14 protein-coding genes, 1 rRNA gene and 1 riboswitch are annotated in these 18,977 nt (G+C 29.4%); of the genes, 11 read left to right on the top strand and 4 right to left on the bottom strand.

What is annotated here, in order from left to right; translation table 11 throughout:
- Nucleotides 1-15 precede the first annotated feature (15 nt).
- Entirely contained in the window at nt 16-1,281 is a 1,266-nt protein-coding gene (locus BR69_RS0117175; protein ID WP_027634311.1) for a TcaA 3rd/4th domain-containing protein, read from the top strand.
- A 122-nt stretch (nt 1,282-1,403) separates the two neighbouring features.
- Here BR69_RS0117175 and BR69_RS0117170 read toward each other — a convergent pair whose 3' ends face one another.
- Nucleotides 1,404-2,528: a hypothetical protein gene (locus tag BR69_RS0117170; protein WP_027634310.1), complete on the bottom strand. Its 1,125-nt coding sequence runs from the start codon at nt 2,526-2,528 to the stop codon at nt 1,404-1,406.
- 506 nt (nt 2,529-3,034) lie between these two features.
- Here BR69_RS0117170 and BR69_RS0117165 point away from each other — a divergent pair.
- The 3 genes from BR69_RS0117165 to BR69_RS0117155 all read left to right on the top strand — a co-directional run bounded on the left by BR69_RS0117165 (nt 3,035) and on the right by BR69_RS0117155 (nt 7,389).
- Nucleotides 3,035-4,552 (top strand): DUF11 domain-containing protein, encoded by a 1,518-nt coding sequence (locus BR69_RS0117165; protein WP_027634309.1) that lies wholly within the window; start codon nt 3,035-3,037, stop codon nt 4,550-4,552.
- 682 nt (nt 4,553-5,234) lie between these two features.
- Nucleotides 5,235-5,528 carry a restriction endonuclease gene (locus BR69_RS0117160; RefSeq protein WP_034850094.1) on the top strand — a complete coding sequence of 98 codons (294 nt, stop codon included), beginning with the start codon at nt 5,235-5,237 and terminating at the stop codon, nt 5,526-5,528.
- Nucleotides 5,529-5,739: 211 nt separating this feature from the next.
- A riboswitch (Lysine riboswitch) is annotated at nt 5,740-5,915 on the top strand.
- A 136-nt stretch (nt 5,916-6,051) separates the two neighbouring features.
- Nucleotides 6,052-7,389, top strand: a complete 1,338-nt coding sequence (locus BR69_RS0117155) for an APC family permease (RefSeq protein WP_027634307.1) — start codon at nt 6,052-6,054, stop codon at nt 7,387-7,389.
- Nucleotides 7,390-7,652: 263 nt separating this feature from the next.
- Here the strand turns inward: BR69_RS0117155 and BR69_RS0117150 are convergent, their stop codons facing one another.
- Nucleotides 7,653-8,156 carry a GNAT family N-acetyltransferase gene (locus tag BR69_RS0117150; protein WP_027634306.1) on the bottom strand — a complete coding sequence of 168 codons (504 nt, stop codon included), beginning with the start codon at nt 8,154-8,156 and terminating at the stop codon, nt 7,653-7,655.
- A gap of 167 nt (nt 8,157-8,323) precedes the next feature.
- Here BR69_RS0117150 and BR69_RS0117145 point away from each other — a divergent pair, with 167 nt between their 5' ends.
- A complete protein-coding gene (locus tag BR69_RS0117145) occupies nt 8,324-8,938 on the top strand; it encodes a hypothetical protein (RefSeq protein WP_027634305.1) in 615 nt (204 codons plus the stop codon).
- A 273-nt stretch (nt 8,939-9,211) separates the two neighbouring features.
- On the opposite strand, the gene BR69_RS21880 is transcribed toward BR69_RS0117145, so the two are convergent.
- A complete protein-coding gene (locus tag BR69_RS21880; RefSeq protein WP_160169961.1) occupies nt 9,212-9,373 on the bottom strand; it encodes a hypothetical protein in 162 nt (53 codons plus the stop codon).
- A 215-nt stretch (nt 9,374-9,588) separates the two neighbouring features.
- Here BR69_RS21880 and BR69_RS0117135 point away from each other — a divergent pair, with 215 nt between their 5' ends.
- Entirely contained in the window at nt 9,589-10,053 is a 465-nt protein-coding gene (locus tag BR69_RS0117135) for a VanZ family protein (RefSeq protein WP_034850093.1), read from the top strand.
- Nucleotides 10,054-10,175: 122 nt separating this feature from the next.
- Nucleotides 10,176-12,524: a bifunctional diguanylate cyclase/phosphodiesterase gene (locus BR69_RS21270; protein WP_051623666.1), complete on the top strand. Its 2,349-nt coding sequence runs from the start codon at nt 10,176-10,178 to the stop codon at nt 12,522-12,524.
- Nucleotides 12,525-12,673: 149 nt separating this feature from the next.
- On the opposite strand, the gene cls is transcribed toward BR69_RS21270, so the two are convergent.
- Complete coding sequence (gene cls, locus BR69_RS0117125; RefSeq protein ID WP_423219692.1) at nt 12,674-14,122, bottom strand: cardiolipin synthase; 1,449 nt, start codon at nt 14,120-14,122, stop codon at nt 12,674-12,676.
- 386 nt (nt 14,123-14,508) lie between these two features.
- Between cls and BR69_RS0117120 the strand changes: the two genes are divergently transcribed.
- The 4 genes from BR69_RS0117120 to BR69_RS0117105 all read left to right on the top strand — a co-directional run.
- Nucleotides 14,509-16,056, top strand: a complete 1,548-nt coding sequence (locus tag BR69_RS0117120; protein WP_027634302.1) for an AbgT family transporter — start codon at nt 14,509-14,511, stop codon at nt 16,054-16,056.
- Nucleotides 16,057-16,271: 215 nt separating this feature from the next.
- Nucleotides 16,272-17,381 (top strand): M20/M25/M40 family metallo-hydrolase, encoded by a 1,110-nt coding sequence (locus BR69_RS0117115; RefSeq protein WP_027634301.1) that lies wholly within the window; start codon nt 16,272-16,274, stop codon nt 17,379-17,381.
- A gap of 624 nt (nt 17,382-18,005) precedes the next feature.
- Nucleotides 18,006-18,335 (top strand): hypothetical protein, encoded by a 330-nt coding sequence (locus tag BR69_RS0117110; protein ID WP_027634300.1) that lies wholly within the window; start codon nt 18,006-18,008, stop codon nt 18,333-18,335.
- Nucleotides 18,336-18,765: 430 nt separating this feature from the next.
- Nucleotides 18,766-18,977 (top strand): 16S ribosomal RNA (locus BR69_RS0117105); the annotation flags it as partial.

Genomic DNA, 18,977 nt, shown 5'->3' with positions numbered 1-18,977 from the left:
TAAAGAGAGGATAATATGAAAGAGATTTTGTATAAATGTAGAGAGGGATTAAATAAGGTAAAAGATTGGTTAGTTCTATTTTTTAAGAATCCTAAAAAGAGAAATCTAACCCTTATTATTGGATTTTCTTTAGCTTTAATTTTTCTAGGTGGAATTATATATAATATAGTAAATACCTCAAGGGATTCAGTGATTAAAAGATTTGAAAATACAATAAATAGCAGTAATCCTTATAGAGTTTATAAATACATGAAGGTAGAAGGAAGCAATACTGAGCTTAACGAAGAGAATATAAAGCCACTAGTAGATTACCTAAAGGAAAACAAGTCTAGACAAGATGAAGTTATATCTGTATTAAGGTTTAAAGATTCATCAAAGGATCTTCTTAAGTTAAAAAAAGAAAAAGGTTTTATGGGTGATAGATATTATATTGGTATAGAGGAAGTAAATCTTAAAATAGTTGTTAATTTAAAAAACACTAATATACTATTAAATGATAAGGTTATAGAAAAAACCAATGAGGATAATAAAGTAGTAACCATAAATAGTATTATACCTGGTACTTATAATATAAAGGGTATATATGAGGGCGAGTATGGGAATATAGAAGATAATGAAACCGTGCAGTTAGTTAATAAGGAAAATGAAAAAGAGCTAAAGCTTAAGGGAGTTACCCTTACAGTAGATAGTAATTATAAGGATGCAAAGGTATTTATAAATGAAGAGGATTCTTCAAGAACTGTAGAAGAATTTAAAGAGATAGGACCAATGCCCTCAGATGGATCCTATAAAATATATTTAGAAAAAGAGTTTCCATGGGGAGTAGTTAAAAGTGAAGAGAAGGTTATTGGAGACTTAGCTAAAATTAATCTTCAAATAAATCCTTTAACAGAAGACCTAAAGAAGGAATTAGAAAAAAATTATAAAGAGTTCTATGATAACTTTTTTAAGGCACTTAATGAAGGGGATAAAGAATATATAAAGAATACTACAGAAGAAATTAGAAATAGGATATACAAAGAGTATTACAGCAGAGGTATCATAATAAAAGATAGCTATGATTTTAAGAATCTTAAATGGCAAAAAGATGCTATATCAATAAAAGAAGAGAAGGGTGAATTTAAAACTTATGCTATTGCAGAGGTAAGTTTTAAGAAGCAAAAAAATATATTATTTCTATCCTATGAAAGTGTTGATGTTAATAAAGAGTTTATAACGGAGCTTACATATATAAAAGACTCAGGGAAGTGGATGGTAACAGAAGTTAAGGAAATAAATTAGTATAAAAATTATAATTTTAGTGGGATTCCACACTTTTTAGTGGGACACATCCCTAACTAAATATTTATAAAGATTAAAATCCCCTAGGTAGATATAATAGGTTTACCTAGGGAATTTTATATTTAACTAGATTTAAGTTTTTTATATATATTAACGTCAAGAAGAACTTCTAGTTTATCATCTCCTTTTATTGAGATGCTATCACTTACTATGGTTATAACTAATTCATCCTGGGTAATATTCTTATGTTCATTAGGAAGAACTACGTAGATATTAAGCTCTTTCTTATGTAGATTTATCCTATCCATGTTATCCTCTCCTCTTAGTTTTATAAGAAAGGTGAGAATTAGTATCTTTTTTGTTTTAGCTATATTACTATCTGAGGATATACTTTCTATAAGCTTAAAATTCATAGGAAATATATTATAATAATAGAGCTTGCTTAGGCTAAATTTATCCATATATATAATTGATGATTTTTCAAAGTTTTTTACAAGGCAGCAATGAACATAAATATATATGCCATTGAAATCTAAGAATTTTTCTTCATATATCAAGTCTTCTCTTAGGTATTTAAAGCTTATTTTAGGAAGAAGTGTCATAATAGAGGCATCTATTTCCCGTAATTTTAATACTAAGGTTATTGAAACCTCTTCCTCCTTTTTTAAGGAAGAGATTTTAATTTTATTTTCACCGAGCTTAAAATTAGAGTCATTAATATAAAATTCCTGAAGATTACAAAAATCACTCCAAAAGTCCAGTAATTCTATATCCTTTACATTTACAGTACCAATATTTTTTATGGATAATTTTATTTTAAATAGGTCATTTAATGAAATATCAGAAGGTACATCTAATACTTTTAGATTAAGTTTTAATATATCTAACTTTAATCTTTTAAGAAGAAGATTTTTTTCTGATGAATTATCAAGACTTTTATATTTAATCCTTCCTTTAAAACTTATATGTTTTTCACCAGTCAATACTTCTATCTTTTGCACATAGGTAATGGATATGGTTTCATTCTTTTTTAGGTTGCCTAAGGAAATTCTAGAATAGCTTCCTTTAGCTAACTTATCTCCTCCAACTTCTATGCTTCTAGGGATAACCATAGTTCCTATACATGGCAGTATATAAAATTCTAAATCTTTTATATCAGTAGCTTCATCATTAAAAAATTCTATATTGAATCTAACTAGTTCTCCTAAAAATACTATATTTTTATCTGTATTAACATCTACCCTCACCTAATTATCGCCTCCAAGAAACAAGATTCATTTTATATAATATGGTAGAGGGGATAATTTTGATACTTTTACATAATTATACTTATAACCTTTGAGTATATTTTAGAATATTATATGATAATACATACTTAAGATAATTCCATATTTTCCACATGATAAGATATGGAGAAGGTGGCTGTTAGGAGATAACACATGAAAAAGGGAGAAATATTCATAAATGTAACACTAGGCAGTTAATTACATATTATATATTAGAAACAATGAATATATTTTTATTCTATTAGAGTAGTTGGAGAAACTAATATAAGAGACGTAAAGAAATAACTAATAATTACACTAGTATATTTTATGTCATATTGCATTGAAAAGAAGGGTGTACAGAATAATAATCATCATCATAAGAGGTTTTCTTTTTAGAAAATGAACATGACATATTTAACTAGTTATTTTATTTAAGATGCCTAAAAGGTACAAAAGATCAATAATTTAAGAAGAGGTGGAGAAGAGTGAAGAGTGATTGTGGATGCAATGGAAAAGACAATAATTATGTGAATATAGACAACTTAGAAATAGACTACAATGAAGACACTGATAAAGACACATTTAGTAACTACTTTAAAGAGAATAAGTATAGTGAAAATCGCAATATAGAAGTTGAAATTTATGATGATGGAGACTTTGACGTATTAAATGATGACTCATCTAATGTTGAGTTTAGTACAAAGGATAATAAGGGTGATAATGGTAATAATTGGGAATGCAATACTCCATGTAAGTGGGATAATCCATGTAGTAATGACCCATGCCACAATGATGACCCATGTAAATGGGATGATCCATGCCATAATGAGGATCCATGTAATAAGCCATGTAATAATGATATAGCAAGAATAGTATTAGAAAAATCAGTTGATAAAAACTTTGCATTATATGGTGACACCTTAAGATATTGTATATTAGTTAGGAATATAGGAACAGTTAACGCATGTAATGTAATTATAAGAGATAATATTGATGGATGTTTAAACTTTATAAAGGGAAGTCTAGAGATAAATGGAGTAAGAACAGAAGCTCATAATCTAGGAGAGTTTAAAATAGGAACAGTAAGACCAAGCCAATGCGTAATGATTTGCTTTAGTGTAAAAATAGAGGACTGCTGTCCTGAAACAATAGAAAATACTGCTACAGCAGAATACTTCTATCTTACTAATGGAGGACGTAATAGGGTATTTGCAGAGGCAGAAAGTAATACTGTTACAACAACTGTAGTTTCAGTGTGCTTAGAAATTGAAAAGTTTGCAGATAAATCCTCTGTAAGAGTTGGAGAAGAGCTTATTTATACTATAAAAATTAGAAATACCTGTGAGTTCCCGGTAGATAACTTTGTATTAAGAGATGAACTTCCTAGGGAATTAGAATGCTTAGAAGTGACTGCTAGAAATAGACACTTTAATTGCAGAGAATTAGATAGAGGAATAAATATAGGTGCTATACCAGCAGGGGATACAGTTGTAGTATGTATAAAGACAGTAGTTAGAAGATTTGGTGATTGTGGAATAATTACAAATATAGCTGTAGGAATAGCTAGTTTTAATGGACAAGTATTAGATCCAATAAGATCTAATGAAGTTCAAACAAGAATACTATTCTTTGAATGCAGGAGTTTTTCAGTTAATGATGTGGTTAAATTATCTTGTAATCAGGGACCTGCTGTAAGGATATTAGATGTAGAGTCAGATGTAGAAGTAGTTAGAATAGAAGAATTAAGACCTTGCAATAATGTAAAACGTGTAAGGGTAGAAGGGGTAGTTATATTAGATTATCTAATTGATAAGGGAGTTACTTGTAGTGAGAGTGTTGTAAGTAGAGTACCTTTCTGTGTAATTTTAAAACTACCAGAATATATAACAAGTTGTGATAACTTATCTGTTGATATAGGAGTTGTTGATGTAGACTCCAAGATAGAGTGTGGATTCACAATATTGTCAAGAATCAAGCTAGAACTTTGTATAAAAAGTAAATAGATCTTAATAAAAAACCCTTAAGCTTTTTAGCTAAGGGTTTTTTAGGTTTTATAGCATGCTGCACGCTTTTAAAATAAAATTAATCAAGTAAAAAGTTAAATTTGTAAATAAAAAAATACAAATAAAAACCACTAAAGGGGGAACTTTAGTGGTTTTTAGGGGTAAATTTATTACTCATCTTAATCAAGTTTATCTCATACCTGATTTTGGAGAGTGAGTGTAAACAAATAGTGTTTATGGCGAGTATAGGTGAAGGGGGAATCTATCACTCTATACCACAATATTTAGGGTTTGTGTGTTACATATAAAAATATGTCTTAATTTGGCTACAAGTTTATGTCTTAAAAAATGTTTTAGTATTTAAATACAAGTTTAGTTTTTAAAATTTAGATTTAGTTGGTACAAGTTTAAATTTTAAAAAAGTATTTTGGTTTTAAAGACAAGTTATGCTAAAACCTTATATTTAAATCTAAAATTTATCTTTAGTGTTAGGAATTTTTTAAATCCTTTTCTATAATCATATTATAGTACAAGTGAAAATGATTTTCAATATCTTTTTGAAAAAAATATAAAAATTTTTAATACCATACTTATTTTAGCTAGAAAGTTACAATTAAATAAATAATATTACCTTGTATTATAGGCTTTAGCCTGGAGAAAATAATATTAGGTGGTGAAGATTATGGAGGGAAAATGTGAGCTTTGCTGCAGGAAGGGTGTTGAATTAACAGAACATCATTTAGTTCCTAAAGAGTATGGTGGAAATGATTTTGATAGGGCTATGCTATGCATTCCATGTCATAAACAGATTCATGCATTGTATGGAAATAGAGAATTAGCAGTTAGATTATATAATATTGAAAAATTAAAAAATGATTATAGAGTAAAAAAGTTTTTAAGGTGGATAAAAAAGCAGCCTATAGCTAATATAGTAAATGTAAAAAAATCTAAGCATAAGAGAAGGACTAAGAATTAAGAATTAGGAATTGAGTAAGTGCATAAATTTAAGTAATATTAGCATAAAGTATAATGTTTAAAATCAAAAATATTAAAGATTATACTTTGATAAATTAGAAATAATTATTCTATTATCCATAAAAATCAATTGTTTTAAGTAAAAAACAATTGACTTAGAGAGGAAAATAAATAATAATAGAATAGTTGGAAATATGTATATTTATAAATTAATAATTGATAGAGGTTGCGGTAATTAAGATTACTATGCTTGAGGTAAGCACTATGACAGCTTAGGAAAGGATTTACTGCCGAAACTACTGATTTATGCTTTAAGATCAGTGGGTTGGGGATACATAGAATATATGTATCACTGTCACAGAAATATTTGTGATGAGCTATCATTCGAGGTATAATTTTTGATAATTATATGCCCTGAGTGTTTTGCTTAGGGCATTTTTTATTTACTCAAATATATTATTAAGTTAAGTACATTTAGAATGAAGTTTAGGAATTAGTATAGAATTAATTTTAGGAGGAAAACAATGAACAACATAAGTGAGTCACCTAAGAAAAAGATGTCATTATTTGTGGCAACGGCTCTTGTAGTTGGAAATATGGTAGGGTCAGGGATATTTATGCTTCCAAATACCTTAGCTCATGCAGCGGGACCAGGATCTATAATTCTTGCATGGCTTTTTACAGGTATTGGATCTATATTTTTAGCGTTAAGTTTTGCACGACTTGGATCAGTAATACCAAAGACTGGAGGACCATATGAGTACTCTAAAGAAGCCTTTGGTGATTTCGTAGGCTTTAGTAATGCTTGGCTTTACTGGAATGGATCTTGGATTGGAAATGCTGCAGTTATAATAGCTATAGCAAGCTATGCAGGAGCGATATTCCCAATAATAAATAATAATAGCACAGTTGGATTTTTAGTGTGTTCTGGAGTTTTATGGATTGTTACATATGTTAATATAAAGGGTGTAGAACTAGCAGGAAAGGTTGGAAGTGCTATTACAGTATTTAAGCTTTTAGTACTGCTTTTATTTATAATAATTGCTGCTATAAACTTTGATTCCACTAATATGACACCAATGTTTCCTAGTGGAAAAGGGATAGAGACACTGCCAGCAGCTGCAACTATAACTTTATGGGCATTTGTTGGACTTGAAACAGCAAGTATTACTGGAGGAGAGATAGAGAATCCTAAAAAGAATATATATAAGAGTACTGTATATGGAATTTTAATAGCATGTATATTTTATATAGCAATAAGCTTTTTCGCTATGGGGGCAATGAGCCAGTCGGAGATGATGACAAGCTCAGCACCTATATCAGATATACTAGTAAAGTTCTGTGGTACAGGCATTATGAAGTGGATAAATGCATCTATTGTAATAGGTATAATTGGAACAGCAGTAGGTTGGGTTTTATCTTCTGCAAGAATTGCTTTTGCAGCTGGTGAAGACGGTACATTTCCAAAGTTTTTTGCTATTAAAAGTAAGAAGTATGGTACTCCAGCAGTAGCACTTATAATAAGCTCTGCTTTAACAAATGTAGTTTTACTTATGAATTTTACTAAAGGGTTTTCAGAAGCTCTAAGTGTTATAACATTATTAGCTACATTATCCTATCTTCCTATATATGCTATAACGGCAGTGTCAGATATAATTATAATGTCTAAAAATGAGAAACTATCTTTAGGATATGTGTTAAAAAAAAGTATAATACCTATGTTAGGTTTTATATATGCTATGTGGACTATATATGGATCAGGAGCAGAAACAGTTATGTATGGATTCTTGCTTATGATGTCAGGAGTTCCTGTATATGCTTATATTAGGATAAAACATAGTAGAAAAGCAGGTAATTCATAATTAAAAGAATTTACTTATTAGGAAAAATTTAAAATTTATATTAGGTTCTTATATTTAATAACTTAACCTCAATAACTTTAACTATAGCAAGTAGTTAATTTATTGAGGTTAAAACTTTTATAATATATATATTGAATTAAGTAATTTACATTTCACTGATTAATGACTCGATAAGTTTCAACTGAAGCTAATGTAGTTTTAATGGTAAAACTTATATATATCTATCTTTTATAAGTTATATGTAGGCCATATTTATATAGGGATTAAGCCTTTGAAAGCCTTTCTATATCCTCTTCACCAAGTCTATAAACCGTCCATTGATCCATAGGTTCTGCTCCTAAGCTTTTATAAAAGTCTATAGAAGGTGTATTCCAATCTAAACACCACCATTCGAATCTTTTGCAACCTCTTTCCATAGCTATATTTGCTAGATGAGATAACATTTTTTTACCTATTCCATAGCCTCTAAAGCTAGGGGATACATATAAGTCTTCTAAATATAACCCTGATTTTCCAATAAAAGTTGAGAAGTTATGAAAGAAAAGTGCAAAGGAAATAGGAGTATTCTCATACTCGCCTATTATAACCTGAGCAGATTTTTTTTCGAATAGGGATTCTTTTAAGGTTTCTTCAGTTGCAATAACCTGATCTAAAAGATTTTCATAGGAAGCTAATTCTTTTATAAACTTTAAGATGGTTGGAATATCCTCTTCTTTAGCAAAACGTATTTTAAAGTTTTTCATGTGAATATTTGTTTTCTTATCCATAAATCCTCCAAGTAATTCTCTAGAAATAAATTTTTATGTAAGTATAAACATTATACCACTTATTTAATAAATAAAAACATAAATGGAATTTTATCCTTATTTATTATAGACAATAAGAGAAGAAATGGAATATAATTACATGGAGACTGTGCTTAGTGAGGTGAATTATGGAAAAAGAGAATACAATGAAAAACATACCTAGGGAAAAAAGAAAAATAAATCTTAGAGATAAAACATGGGTTTCAGTAACAATTATATCTATAGTGGTTATGTCAGTTATAATTGGAACTTATTGTTATTTTAAACCGCCTAAGTTTAGCTATCCTAAGGCTATGAATACTTATAAAATAAGTGCTAAAAATAATAAGTCAGATATTGTAGTGAATAAACTTTTATATTCTATATATAAGAATGAAGTAGATGTATGTAGGGAGATATTAGGAGTACAGTTTTTTAATGATTATGGAGTAGATTATTATAGTGGAGTTTTTGATGATGATAAGGTAAGGTATCTCTTAACTAGAGCAAATGAGGACTTAACTAAGGAGTATGGGGAAGGCTGGTATGATAATTTAGTTGTGCAAGGGATAGAAAATAAAGAGATTGATAACTTAGTTCACTCAACAGTTAACATACTACATAATGGAAAAGAATTCACTTTTGGAAATAAAGCTATAGGATTTAATGACAAATATGGCCCAAATACCAAAGACATAAAAAAGGTTTTTGATACTTATATGTTAGATGATTCTAGAAGACCTAAAAGTCCATATAAAAAGTAGAAGAAATCTTTTATCTATGGCTACCAGAGCTGTACTACCCCCATCCGAGTGTAAGGTGAGGGATAACAGTTGCGACAACCATAGTTAACTCATATAATTTTCATGTGGTGGAAAGAACACCACATGAAGGAAGATTCATTCTATATAAAAAACGCTATCAAGTTTTAGGTTTGGTAGTGTTTTTTATATTTAAAGTAAATAAAAAAAACACCACAAAAGCTTCAGGTTTTCATGGTGTGAAGTGGAATGTTTTTTTATTTTATATAAAAATATCTATATCATTAGCATACTAAAGCCTATAACGGGAAGTGTTATAGAAAGAAGGACTGAAAAAGTCTTTAGGTTACCTCTCTTAGAATTAAGAAACAAACAATACAAAGCTCCAATAAGTATTAAAGTAAAACCTAAAACCCTGTTTAAAGCACTAACTAACATAACATTACCTCCTAGACTGAATTATTACTATAAATATATTTTATTATTAAATCAGTTGGACAACCATAACTTAAGGTTACAAATATCATGTATAGCTTACATTTTTGTAAGTTCAATTACTTTTAGAGAAATTTAGTATAAAATAAAAAGTGTATTTTAATAATCATATTAAAATAGTATTATATGTATATGATTTTATTCTAGGAGGGGATTATTTGAGTAAAAAAAGTAAGAGAATATTAAATTTAGCACTGCTTGTAGTATGGCTTATTGTTATATTTATGTATTCAAGTCAACCAGGAGAGGAGTCCAGTGAAAAGAGCCAATTAGTTATAGATATTTTTTCTTACATAGGTATTGATTTAAATAGCACCTTAGGAAGTATGACAAGTTTTGTAGTTAGAAAATCAGCTCATATGACAGAATACTTCATCCTATGCTTTTTAACCTATAGGGTCTTAAGAGGATATTCACTAAAGAATGCCCAGTGGTATGGTGTGATTTTTAGTTTTTTATATGCATCTACTGATGAATTTCATCAGACCTTTATACCGGGAAGAACAGGATGTTTTCAAGATGTATTAATAGATACTACAGGAGCATTAATTTTTGCTTTATTTATTACCCTGGTAATAAGGGTTAGATATAATAAGAGTAAAACTGTAAAAGGTAAGTTATAATGGTTAAATCAATATAAAAAATATATAAATTTCTAGAAATATGTAGATTATTTTGGAAAAAATTAATAGAATATAAGGTAAGTAGGTTTATAGACGGTTAAATTATTTAGGAGGAAAAGTTAGTGAAGCAGAAGGGTTTTATAAGTATAAATGCAAAGATATCTTTTATAATATGTCTCCTATGTATTATGTTAACCTTTAGCTTTGTCATTAGCTCAGGATTTTTTTCAATGGATATCTTAAAAAAGAATATAGAAAAAAATGCTGCTGCCGATACTTCTATAATGGCTAGAAATATAGGAGAATGGATTAATGAACGGGTAGGGGAGGCCAAAATATATTCTAAGAATGAAACTATAATTTCTATGGATTCTAATAGAATTAAGGAATATTTTATAAATGAAAGCAAAGATAATTCAAAGGAGTATGGAGAAATCTTTGTTGCTAATGAAAATGGAGCTGTTATACGAGCTAACGATACATACCTAAATATAAGTGATAGAGAATATTTTAAGAAAGCTTTAAGTGGATCTATAACAATATCAGAGCCAGTAATCGGAAAAACTAATAAAAAAGAACTAGTAGTTGTGGCAGTACCTATAAATAAGGATGGTAAAAATTTAGGTGTTTTCGGATTATGTATAGATGCAGAGAAAATTTATTCTAATTATTTAAATAATGATGGATTAGAAAAGGATATAATTATAATAGATAAAGATGGAAAAACAATAGTTCATCCATATAAAAATAGTAGCGAAAATACAGAGGTGTACAAGAAGAGCGAATACTATGGAGAAGATGAACTAAATAATATCCTAATGAATCAAAGTGGTAATATAGAATATAAAGTAAAAGGTGAGAATTATAAATTATATTACGGATCAATACCTAATACTGATGGATGGAAGTTAGTAACAGTTTTAAATAGTAAAACTATGACAGAGCCTCTTTGGGAGCTAGTAAAAAAGCTTAGTATAATAGGAGGAATTGGCATTATTCTTGGAATCATATTAAGTGCCATTTTATCTAATACTATATCAAGACCTATATTAAACCTGACAGAGGTATTTAAAAGAGGTGCTGATGGAGATCTGACAGTTACAGCTGATGAGAGCTATAAGGATGAAATAGGAGAGGCAGCTAAATCTTTTAATAAAATGATGAAGACTGTTAGCAATATGACTTATTTAGATCCATTAACAGGACTTTTAAATAAAACATCCTTTGAAGAAGTTTTAAAATATGAAATAGAGATAAGTAAAGGCAGTGGAGAAGAATTTTCTGTTATGAGTATTGATGTGGATAATTTTAAGAACTTAATAGATATCTATGGACTAACTGTAGCAGATATGGTTCTTAGGGAAATATCCGTTAAAATAAAAGACCTTATGGGTAAGGATGTAATTTTAGGAAGAATAATAGGAGATGATTTTTGGGTTCTTATTCCAAGTATTGAGTCAGAGCTTCAAGTATCTAATATGGCTAGAGGTATATTAGATCTTTTTAAAGAACCTATAATTGTAGGAGACAATGATATTTATATTAGTTGTAGTATAGGTATAAGCATATATCCTACTGATTCCGAGGATGAAACTGACTTATTACAAAATTCTAGAGTAGCTCTTTCCAAGGCTAAAAATGGAGGGAAAAATAATTATAAGTTTTATGATGTTGAAACCAACAAAATCTTAAAAGAGCAAGCAACCATGGATTCTATGCTACACATGGCATTAGAGAATAATGAGTTCGAAATTTATTATCAGCCTTTTGTGTCAGTGAATAGTGGAGAAATAGAAGCGGTGGAAGCACTTATAAGGTGGAATAGTCCAAAGCTTGGAAGAATATCTCCAGGGAGATTTATACCTAGGGCAGAGGAAAATGGACTTATAATACCTATTGGGGATTGGGTTATGAAGGAAGCCTGTATACAGAATAAAAAATGGCAGGATAAAGGATATAAACCAATATCTATTAGTGTAAATGTATGTGCAAAACAATTTGAAGATCCTAGTTTTGTTAGGAAGGTAAGAGATGTTTTAATAGAGACTGGATTGAATCCTAAATATTTAGAGTTAGAAATAACAGAAACAGTAGCTATGGGCAATGTAGAAGATAAGATTAATAAACTTCTAGAGCTTAAGAACTTAGGAATTAGAATATCTATTGATGATTTTGGAGTTGGATATTCATCTTTAAATTATTTGAAGAGATTTCCAATAGATAATTTAAAAATAGATAAGTCCTTTGTAATGGATATAGAAAATGAGAGTTCTAAGTCGATAATTAGTTCAATAGTTTCCATAGGTAAGAATTTAAAACTTGGAATAGTAGCAGAAGGGGTAGAAACTGCAGAGCAATTTGAATTTATAAAGAGCCAAAATTGTAATAAGATTCAGGGATTTTTATTTAGTAAACCCCTAAAAAGAGAAGGTTTTGAAAATCTTCTAAAGGATAACAAGAGTTTTTATTGAACAATTAACAATAATTATTAAACATAAAACCACTATGAGATTAAATAGACTCATAGTGGTTTTATGTTTGATTTTATATAGAAGTATAAATTTTAATCCTAGAGAGACTATTGAATAGGATTTATATATTAAGTATTTAAAAAGTATTTTTATAATAGTGAGGAGAAAACCCTAGCAATACCCTCTAATAGTTTTTCTATTTTTGTAGAAGATTCAAAGTCGTCCATACACATCTTAGTACTACATTTTAAATCTTCAAAGAACTGAGATTCAAGCTTTTCAGTAATATTCTCATTGTAAATTATAGCATTAAGTTCATAGTTAAGTTCGTAACTTCTTCTATCCATATTAGCACTGCCTACATTGGATAGCCTTCCATCTATAGATAATATTTTTCCGTGAACAAAGGCATCTTTTCTATATAAATAAATTTCTCCACCGCATTTTATAATTTCTGAAAGGTAGGTTCTAGAAGCAAGGTATACTGTTAAGTGGTCAGGGGTTGCAGGAACTAGTATTTTTACATTTATTCCTGATAGTATAGCGGTTTTTAAAGCCTCCATTACGCTTTCAGATGGAACAAAATATGGGGTTGTTATATATATGTGGTCTGTGGCCATGTATATCATAGAGATTACAGACTGCATTATAGCTGGATAGGTTGAGTCAGGACCACTTTTTACTAGCTGCATTACTGTAGAACCATTACTTTCATTGTTGGTTGGAAAGTATGCACTAAATTCTTTATCATAAAAGGTATACTGATTATTTGCCTTTTCTATGGTAAGAAAGTCATCTAGAAATACGGATTGTAGTCCTAGAGCAAAATCTCCTTTAATCATAAGGTGAGTATCACGCCAAAATCCAAGAGGACCATTGCCAAGATATTCATCTCCTATATTAATACCACCTAAAAAACCTACTTTACCATCTATAATTACTATTTTTCTATGATTTCTATAGTTTATCTGAGTATTAATTCTTCTGAGAATTGGGGCAAGAAAGTAAGAGTATTGTATAACTTCAGCTCCACTTTGCTTCAATTCTTTAAGATAACTCTTTTTTATCTTAATAGATCCCACTCTATCCATTACAAATCTTATTTTAACCCCTTCTTTTGCCTTCTTCACAAGGATATCTTTAATTTCATTACCTATGGTATCACTTTTTACTATATAGTATTCTAAATGAATATGATGTTTAGCTTTAAGTAATTCTTCTTTTAAAGCAGTAAATTTTTCCTCACCATTATTGAACACTGTAATTTCATTGTTCATAAATATAGGGGACTGGCTGTTATTTGCCACAAGCTCCATAAGATTTCTATAAGACTTATCTTTAACTTTTTCTATAACAGGGCTTATAAGATCTTCAAGTTCTTTAGGAATACCTGTGTTTAATTTATTTAATTTCCAGTTACGTCCAAGAAAAATATATAATATAAGGCCAATAGGGGGTAGTAGAATAAATACTAGAAGCCACGCTATAGTTTTTTCAGGTTGCTTACGTTCAAGAACAATTATAGTTACTGAAATAACTATATTGATTATAAAAATAATATAAATTAAGTTATTTAGTATAAAACTTATTATACTCACCTCCTAAACTTATTTTATATGTATAGTATATTCATAAATACTAAAGATGTTATTTTGTTCATTAGATATAGTGGTAATTATGCTAGGATTATATCTTTATTATACTATTTAAACAACACTATAACATATTTTAGTATTTAAAAGAAAAAATATTTTTTATGAATATATCAGTTATTTCAGAAAAGTGAATAAAACATAAGTAAATTATTCAAGATGTTAATATAATAAGTTTAATTTTAATATATTGTTACCAGAAAAAAGCCTTAAAAAACTTAATGTAAACATATACAATTTGAAAAAGGTGTAATAATGATGTATAATTTGTCTTTGAATGGATTTTTAAATATAAATTTAATTTTTTTAAAATTACAACAGGGGGGATTTCATTGGGAAAAACTAAAAAAAGGACCTTTACCCAAAGGTTTCTAGACGTACTTGAAAGGGTAGGAAACAAACTGCCACATCCAGTTACCATATTTTTAATTTTATCTGTAATAGTAGTCATTGCATCTCATATATGTGCTAAGATGGGTGTAAGTGTAACCTATGAAGGAGTAGATACTAAGACAAATGAAGTTAAAATGCTAACAGTAAATGCTATAAGCCTTCTTACACCAGAAGGTATAAGGTATATGTTTACTAGTTTTGTAACTAATTTTACAGGTTTTGCGCCACTAGGTACTGTTTTAGTAGCTTTACTTGGAGTAGGACTTGCAGAAGGTTCAGGACTTATATCAGCTTTAATAAGAAAATTAGTGTTAAGTACTCCTAAGAGAGCTATTACAGTTGTAATAGTGTTTGCAGGCGTTGTATCTAATATAGCGTCAGATGTAGGATATATAGTATTAATACCATTAGGAGCAATTATATTTATGAGTTTTGGTAGACATCCTATAGCAGGGATGGCTGCAGCCTTTGCAGGGGTATCAGGAGGGTTTAGTGCAAATATTTCTCCAGGACCTACGGATGCACTTCTTGGAGGCATATCTCAAGAAGCGGTAAAGTTTGCAGATGCAGGATATCAGGTTAGTATAACAGGAAACTGGTATTTCTTAGCTGTATCAACTATCTTAATAACTATACTTGGTACAATAGTAACGGAGAAAATAATTGAGCCTAGATTAGGAGAATATAAGGGAGATGAAAAGGAAGAATTAAAAGCTTTAAGTAAGGAAGAGAAAAGAGGACTTTTATTTGCAGGAGTAGCTTTTCTTGTAACTTTAGTTTTAATTGCCGCTACAATAGTTCCTTATAACGGAATTTTAAGAGATCCTAAGACTCATGAAATTCTAAAGTCTCCATTTATGTCAGGAATAGTTGTTGTTATAATGATAGCATTCTTAATACCAGGAATCGCTTATGGTATAGGCGCAAAAACCATAAAAAGCGACAGTGATGTAGCTAAGTTTATGTCAAAGGCTATATCAGGAATGGGTGGATATATAGTTCTTGTTGCAGTAGCATCTCAATTTGTAGCTTATTTTGGATATTCAAAGCTTGGAACTATAGTTGCTGTTAATGGAGCTAACTTTTTAAGCGGTACTGGTATGACAGGTATATCAATAATTCTTGGATTAATTGTTGTATCAGCATTTATAAACTTATTTATGGGTTCTGCTTCAGCAAAGTGGGCTATAATGGCACCTATATTTGTACCTATGTTTATGAAATTTGATTTTTCACCGGAGTTTACTCAGTTAGCATATAGAATAGGAGATTCAACAACTAATATAATATCTCCACTTATGTCCTACTTCGCCTTTGTAATAGCATATTTCCAAAAGTATGAGAAAGATACAGGGGTGGGAACTATAATATCAACTATGTTACCATATACTGTAGCATTCTTAATAGGATGGACAGTACTTCTTATAGTTTGGTTCTATCTAGGGCTTCCTATTGGACCAGGAGTGGAAATGATGATACCTAGGTAAATTATTAAAATATAATTTAGCAAAAGTAATATGCTTTTAATATAAGTTTAATAAGGATGATTTATAAATAATCTATCTTTATTAAACTTATTATTTATATATAAATTTAGCTTTTTTTAAAATATAAATAAAGTATAATTAAAGGTAATGTACAGTAGTACTAAAACAATATAAGTTTATTTTATTATTTTAATAAAATAGGAAAGGAAGGACTTATGATAAATAGAAATAGAGTAGTTGAAGAATTTATGAAGTATGTGCAAATAGACAGCGAGACTAAAAGTGAAGGAGAATTTGCTAAATTCATAAAGAAGGAATTAGAAGCTCTCGGAGCAGAAGTTACAGTAGATGGAGCAGGAGAAATAGTAGGTTCCGATACAGGAAATGTTATAGCAAGATTTAAAGGAACTAGAGAAGGTGAGCCGATATTATTTAGCTGCCATATGGATACAGTTACTCCAGGAAAGGGCATAAAGCCTATAATAAAGGATGATGTTATATATAGTGATGGTACTACCATATTAGGTGGTGATGATAAAGCAGGAATAGCAGCTATATTAGAAGCATTTAAGGTTATAAAGGAAAATAACATAGATCATGGACCTGTAGAGATTGCATTTACAATCTTTGAAGAGGGGGGACTATTTGGATCAAAAAACCTAGATTACTCTAAAATAAATGCTAAACATGCTTTTGTTTTAGATAGTGGTGGAAATCCAGGACAAATAGTTATAAAAGGACCAGCTCAGGATAAAATAACTGTGAAAATAACAGGTAGACCTGCTCATGCAGGAGTATGCCCAGAGCAAGGAATAAGTGCAATACAGGTGGCATCTCATGCTATAGCAAATATGAAACTGTTAAGAATAGATGAGGATACAACAGCCAATATAGGTACTATAAGTGGTGGAACAGTTACTAATATAGTATGTCCAGAAGTAAATATATTAGCAGAAGCAAGAAGTACTGATATTAAAAAATTAGATGTTCAAACAGAGCATATGATTAACTGCTTTAAAGATGCAGCAGAGAAGTTTGAAGCGGTAGCAGAGGTTAAAGCAGAAAGAATGTATGGTCCTTTTGTAGTGGATGAAAATGAGCATGTGGTAGAAAAGGCTAAGAAGGCTTTTGAAAACCTTGGAATAGAGTCATTTACAGCAGCTACAGGTGGTGGAAGTGACACAAATGTTTTAAATAATAATGGAATAAAAGCTGTAAATTTAGGAATTGGAGAAAGAAAAGCTCATACTTTAGAAGAGCACTTAAGAATAGAAGATTTAGTTAATATTTCTAAAGTTGTAGTAGAGTTAATTAAAATATCATAGATGACTTAGACCTTAAAGTTATTTATAATTTTACTAAAAATGAATTGGAGATAGATTAGTTAAGGAGTTTATAATTTCTATGGTCGGTATTTAAGGAAATAAAGATTAAAATTATAGAGTTATTATATAAAAGACAATGTGTTTTAGAAGGAAGGTTAATACCTTCCTTCTGATTTTCAAATAAAGTATTGATTATTAGTGGGAAAAGGTATACAATAAGTTTGTAAACAAGAAATTGCAATGCAATTTTTTTTATGGCTATATATAAGATAATCTTATGTAATATAAAATAATCTTATTTGTAAAACTGTAGCCATAATTTGAACTCCAATTAACGTATTAATTTACTAATTTTTAAGCATTTTTAGTTTATTTCCCCTATTAAATAAATTCAGATGCTTAAGGAAAGGCTACTTTTAAGTAGCTTTTAACTACTAGTGAGGAAATTATAAAACTTATATATTATATAGGTTTTATAATTTCCAATTTTTTTTATAGGATTCCTATGAAATACTAATTATCTAAAGAATAATTTTTTATCCTTAAGGTAGACTATTAATACTTAGATAAATTTAGTAAGGAGGAAAACTTAAAGTAGATATTTTAAGTTAGTATAGAGTTATGATGAGAAAAAGAAAGTCAGTTTCAAAAGGAATGATGCTTTTAGGTGTTGGAGCTGGAGTTAGTATTGCTGCAGGAGCGTTTTTAGCAAAAAAGTGTAAGGATTTATCCAAGGAAGATATAATAAAAAAGTTCGATGAATACATGGATAAAATAAAAGGCGGTTGCAAGGAAGAAGATTTGGACTGCTGTGAGAATAATATAATATTAAATAGATGTAGTAATGATTATAGTGATAAAGAAAGCAAATATAATACTACAATTATGTATAGAAGAGATAGGGTAAATAAAAAGTTTCCTAAGGGTATAAAAGGGCAGAAGATGTTTTACTAAGTATATATTTTAGCGATGTTATCTGAATTTAAATAGGATTTTAATAGTAATATAAAAAATACGAACACTTAATATATGAAAATATATTAAGTGTTTTATAAAAAATATGAAAAAACATAGTTCATTTATAATAGTAAAATAAGTATTTTGATTATAAATATATAAGATACTTAGGTTGATTCTTAAATAAAAAACTTATATTAAGTAAGCTTAGTGTCTTTAACTTAGAACTAATAAGTTAAGGATACAGGAAGATATAAATAATAACTTTTAATAAAAATAAAAAAAGTTGTTGACAATGAAAAAACAAAGTGATAATATTAAGAAGTCGCTTGAGGGCGGCATGGTCTTTGAAAATTAAACAGATTAAGATAAAGAACCAGCAATTCTTTTACAGTAAATAATTAGCGAAAAGCTAAGATTAAACTTTTAAATTGAGAGTTTGATCCTGGCTCAGGATGAATGCTGGCGGCGTGCTTAACACATGCAAGTCGAGCGAGAGAGTCTCTTCGGAGACAATCTAGCGGCGGACGGGTGAGTAACACGTGGGCAACCTGCCTTGTAGTGGGGGATAGCCCTCCGAAAGGAGGATTAATACCGCATAATATTGCTTTAAGGCATCTTAGAGCAATCAAAGGAGTA

It is taken from the genome of Clostridium hydrogeniformans DSM 21757 (genome assembly GCF_000686705.1).
GTDB lineage: Bacteria > Bacillota > Clostridia > Clostridiales > Clostridiaceae > Clostridium_Z > Clostridium_Z hydrogeniformans.
The sequence above is the reverse complement of the archived record's forward strand: the minus strand, read 5'-3'. Positions and strand labels throughout refer to the sequence as shown.

What these genes read in the sequence shown, in the direction of transcription:
- BR69_RS21880 (WP_160169961.1), bottom strand. Translation starts at nt 9,373, where the DNA reads ATGTTAGTTAGTGCTTTAAACAGGGTTTTAGGTTTTACTTTAATACTT.
- BR69_RS0117115 (WP_027634301.1), top strand. Translation starts at nt 16,272, where the DNA reads ATGATAAATAGAAATAGAGTAGTTGAAGAATTTATGAAGTATGTGCAA.
- BR69_RS0117110 (WP_027634300.1), top strand. Translation starts at nt 18,006, where the DNA reads ATGAGAAAAAGAAAGTCAGTTTCAAAAGGAATGATGCTTTTAGGTGTT.
- BR69_RS0117160 (WP_034850094.1), top strand. Translation starts at nt 5,235, where the DNA reads ATGGAGGGAAAATGTGAGCTTTGCTGCAGGAAGGGTGTTGAATTAACA.
- BR69_RS0117175 (WP_027634311.1), top strand. Translation starts at nt 16, where the DNA reads ATGAAAGAGATTTTGTATAAATGTAGAGAGGGATTAAATAAGGTAAAA.
- BR69_RS0117155 (WP_027634307.1), top strand. Translation starts at nt 6,052, where the DNA reads ATGAACAACATAAGTGAGTCACCTAAGAAAAAGATGTCATTATTTGTG.
- BR69_RS0117150 (WP_027634306.1), bottom strand. Translation starts at nt 8,156, where the DNA reads ATGGATAAGAAAACAAATATTCACATGAAAAACTTTAAAATACGTTTT.
- BR69_RS0117145 (WP_027634305.1), top strand. Translation starts at nt 8,324, where the DNA reads ATGGAAAAAGAGAATACAATGAAAAACATACCTAGGGAAAAAAGAAAA.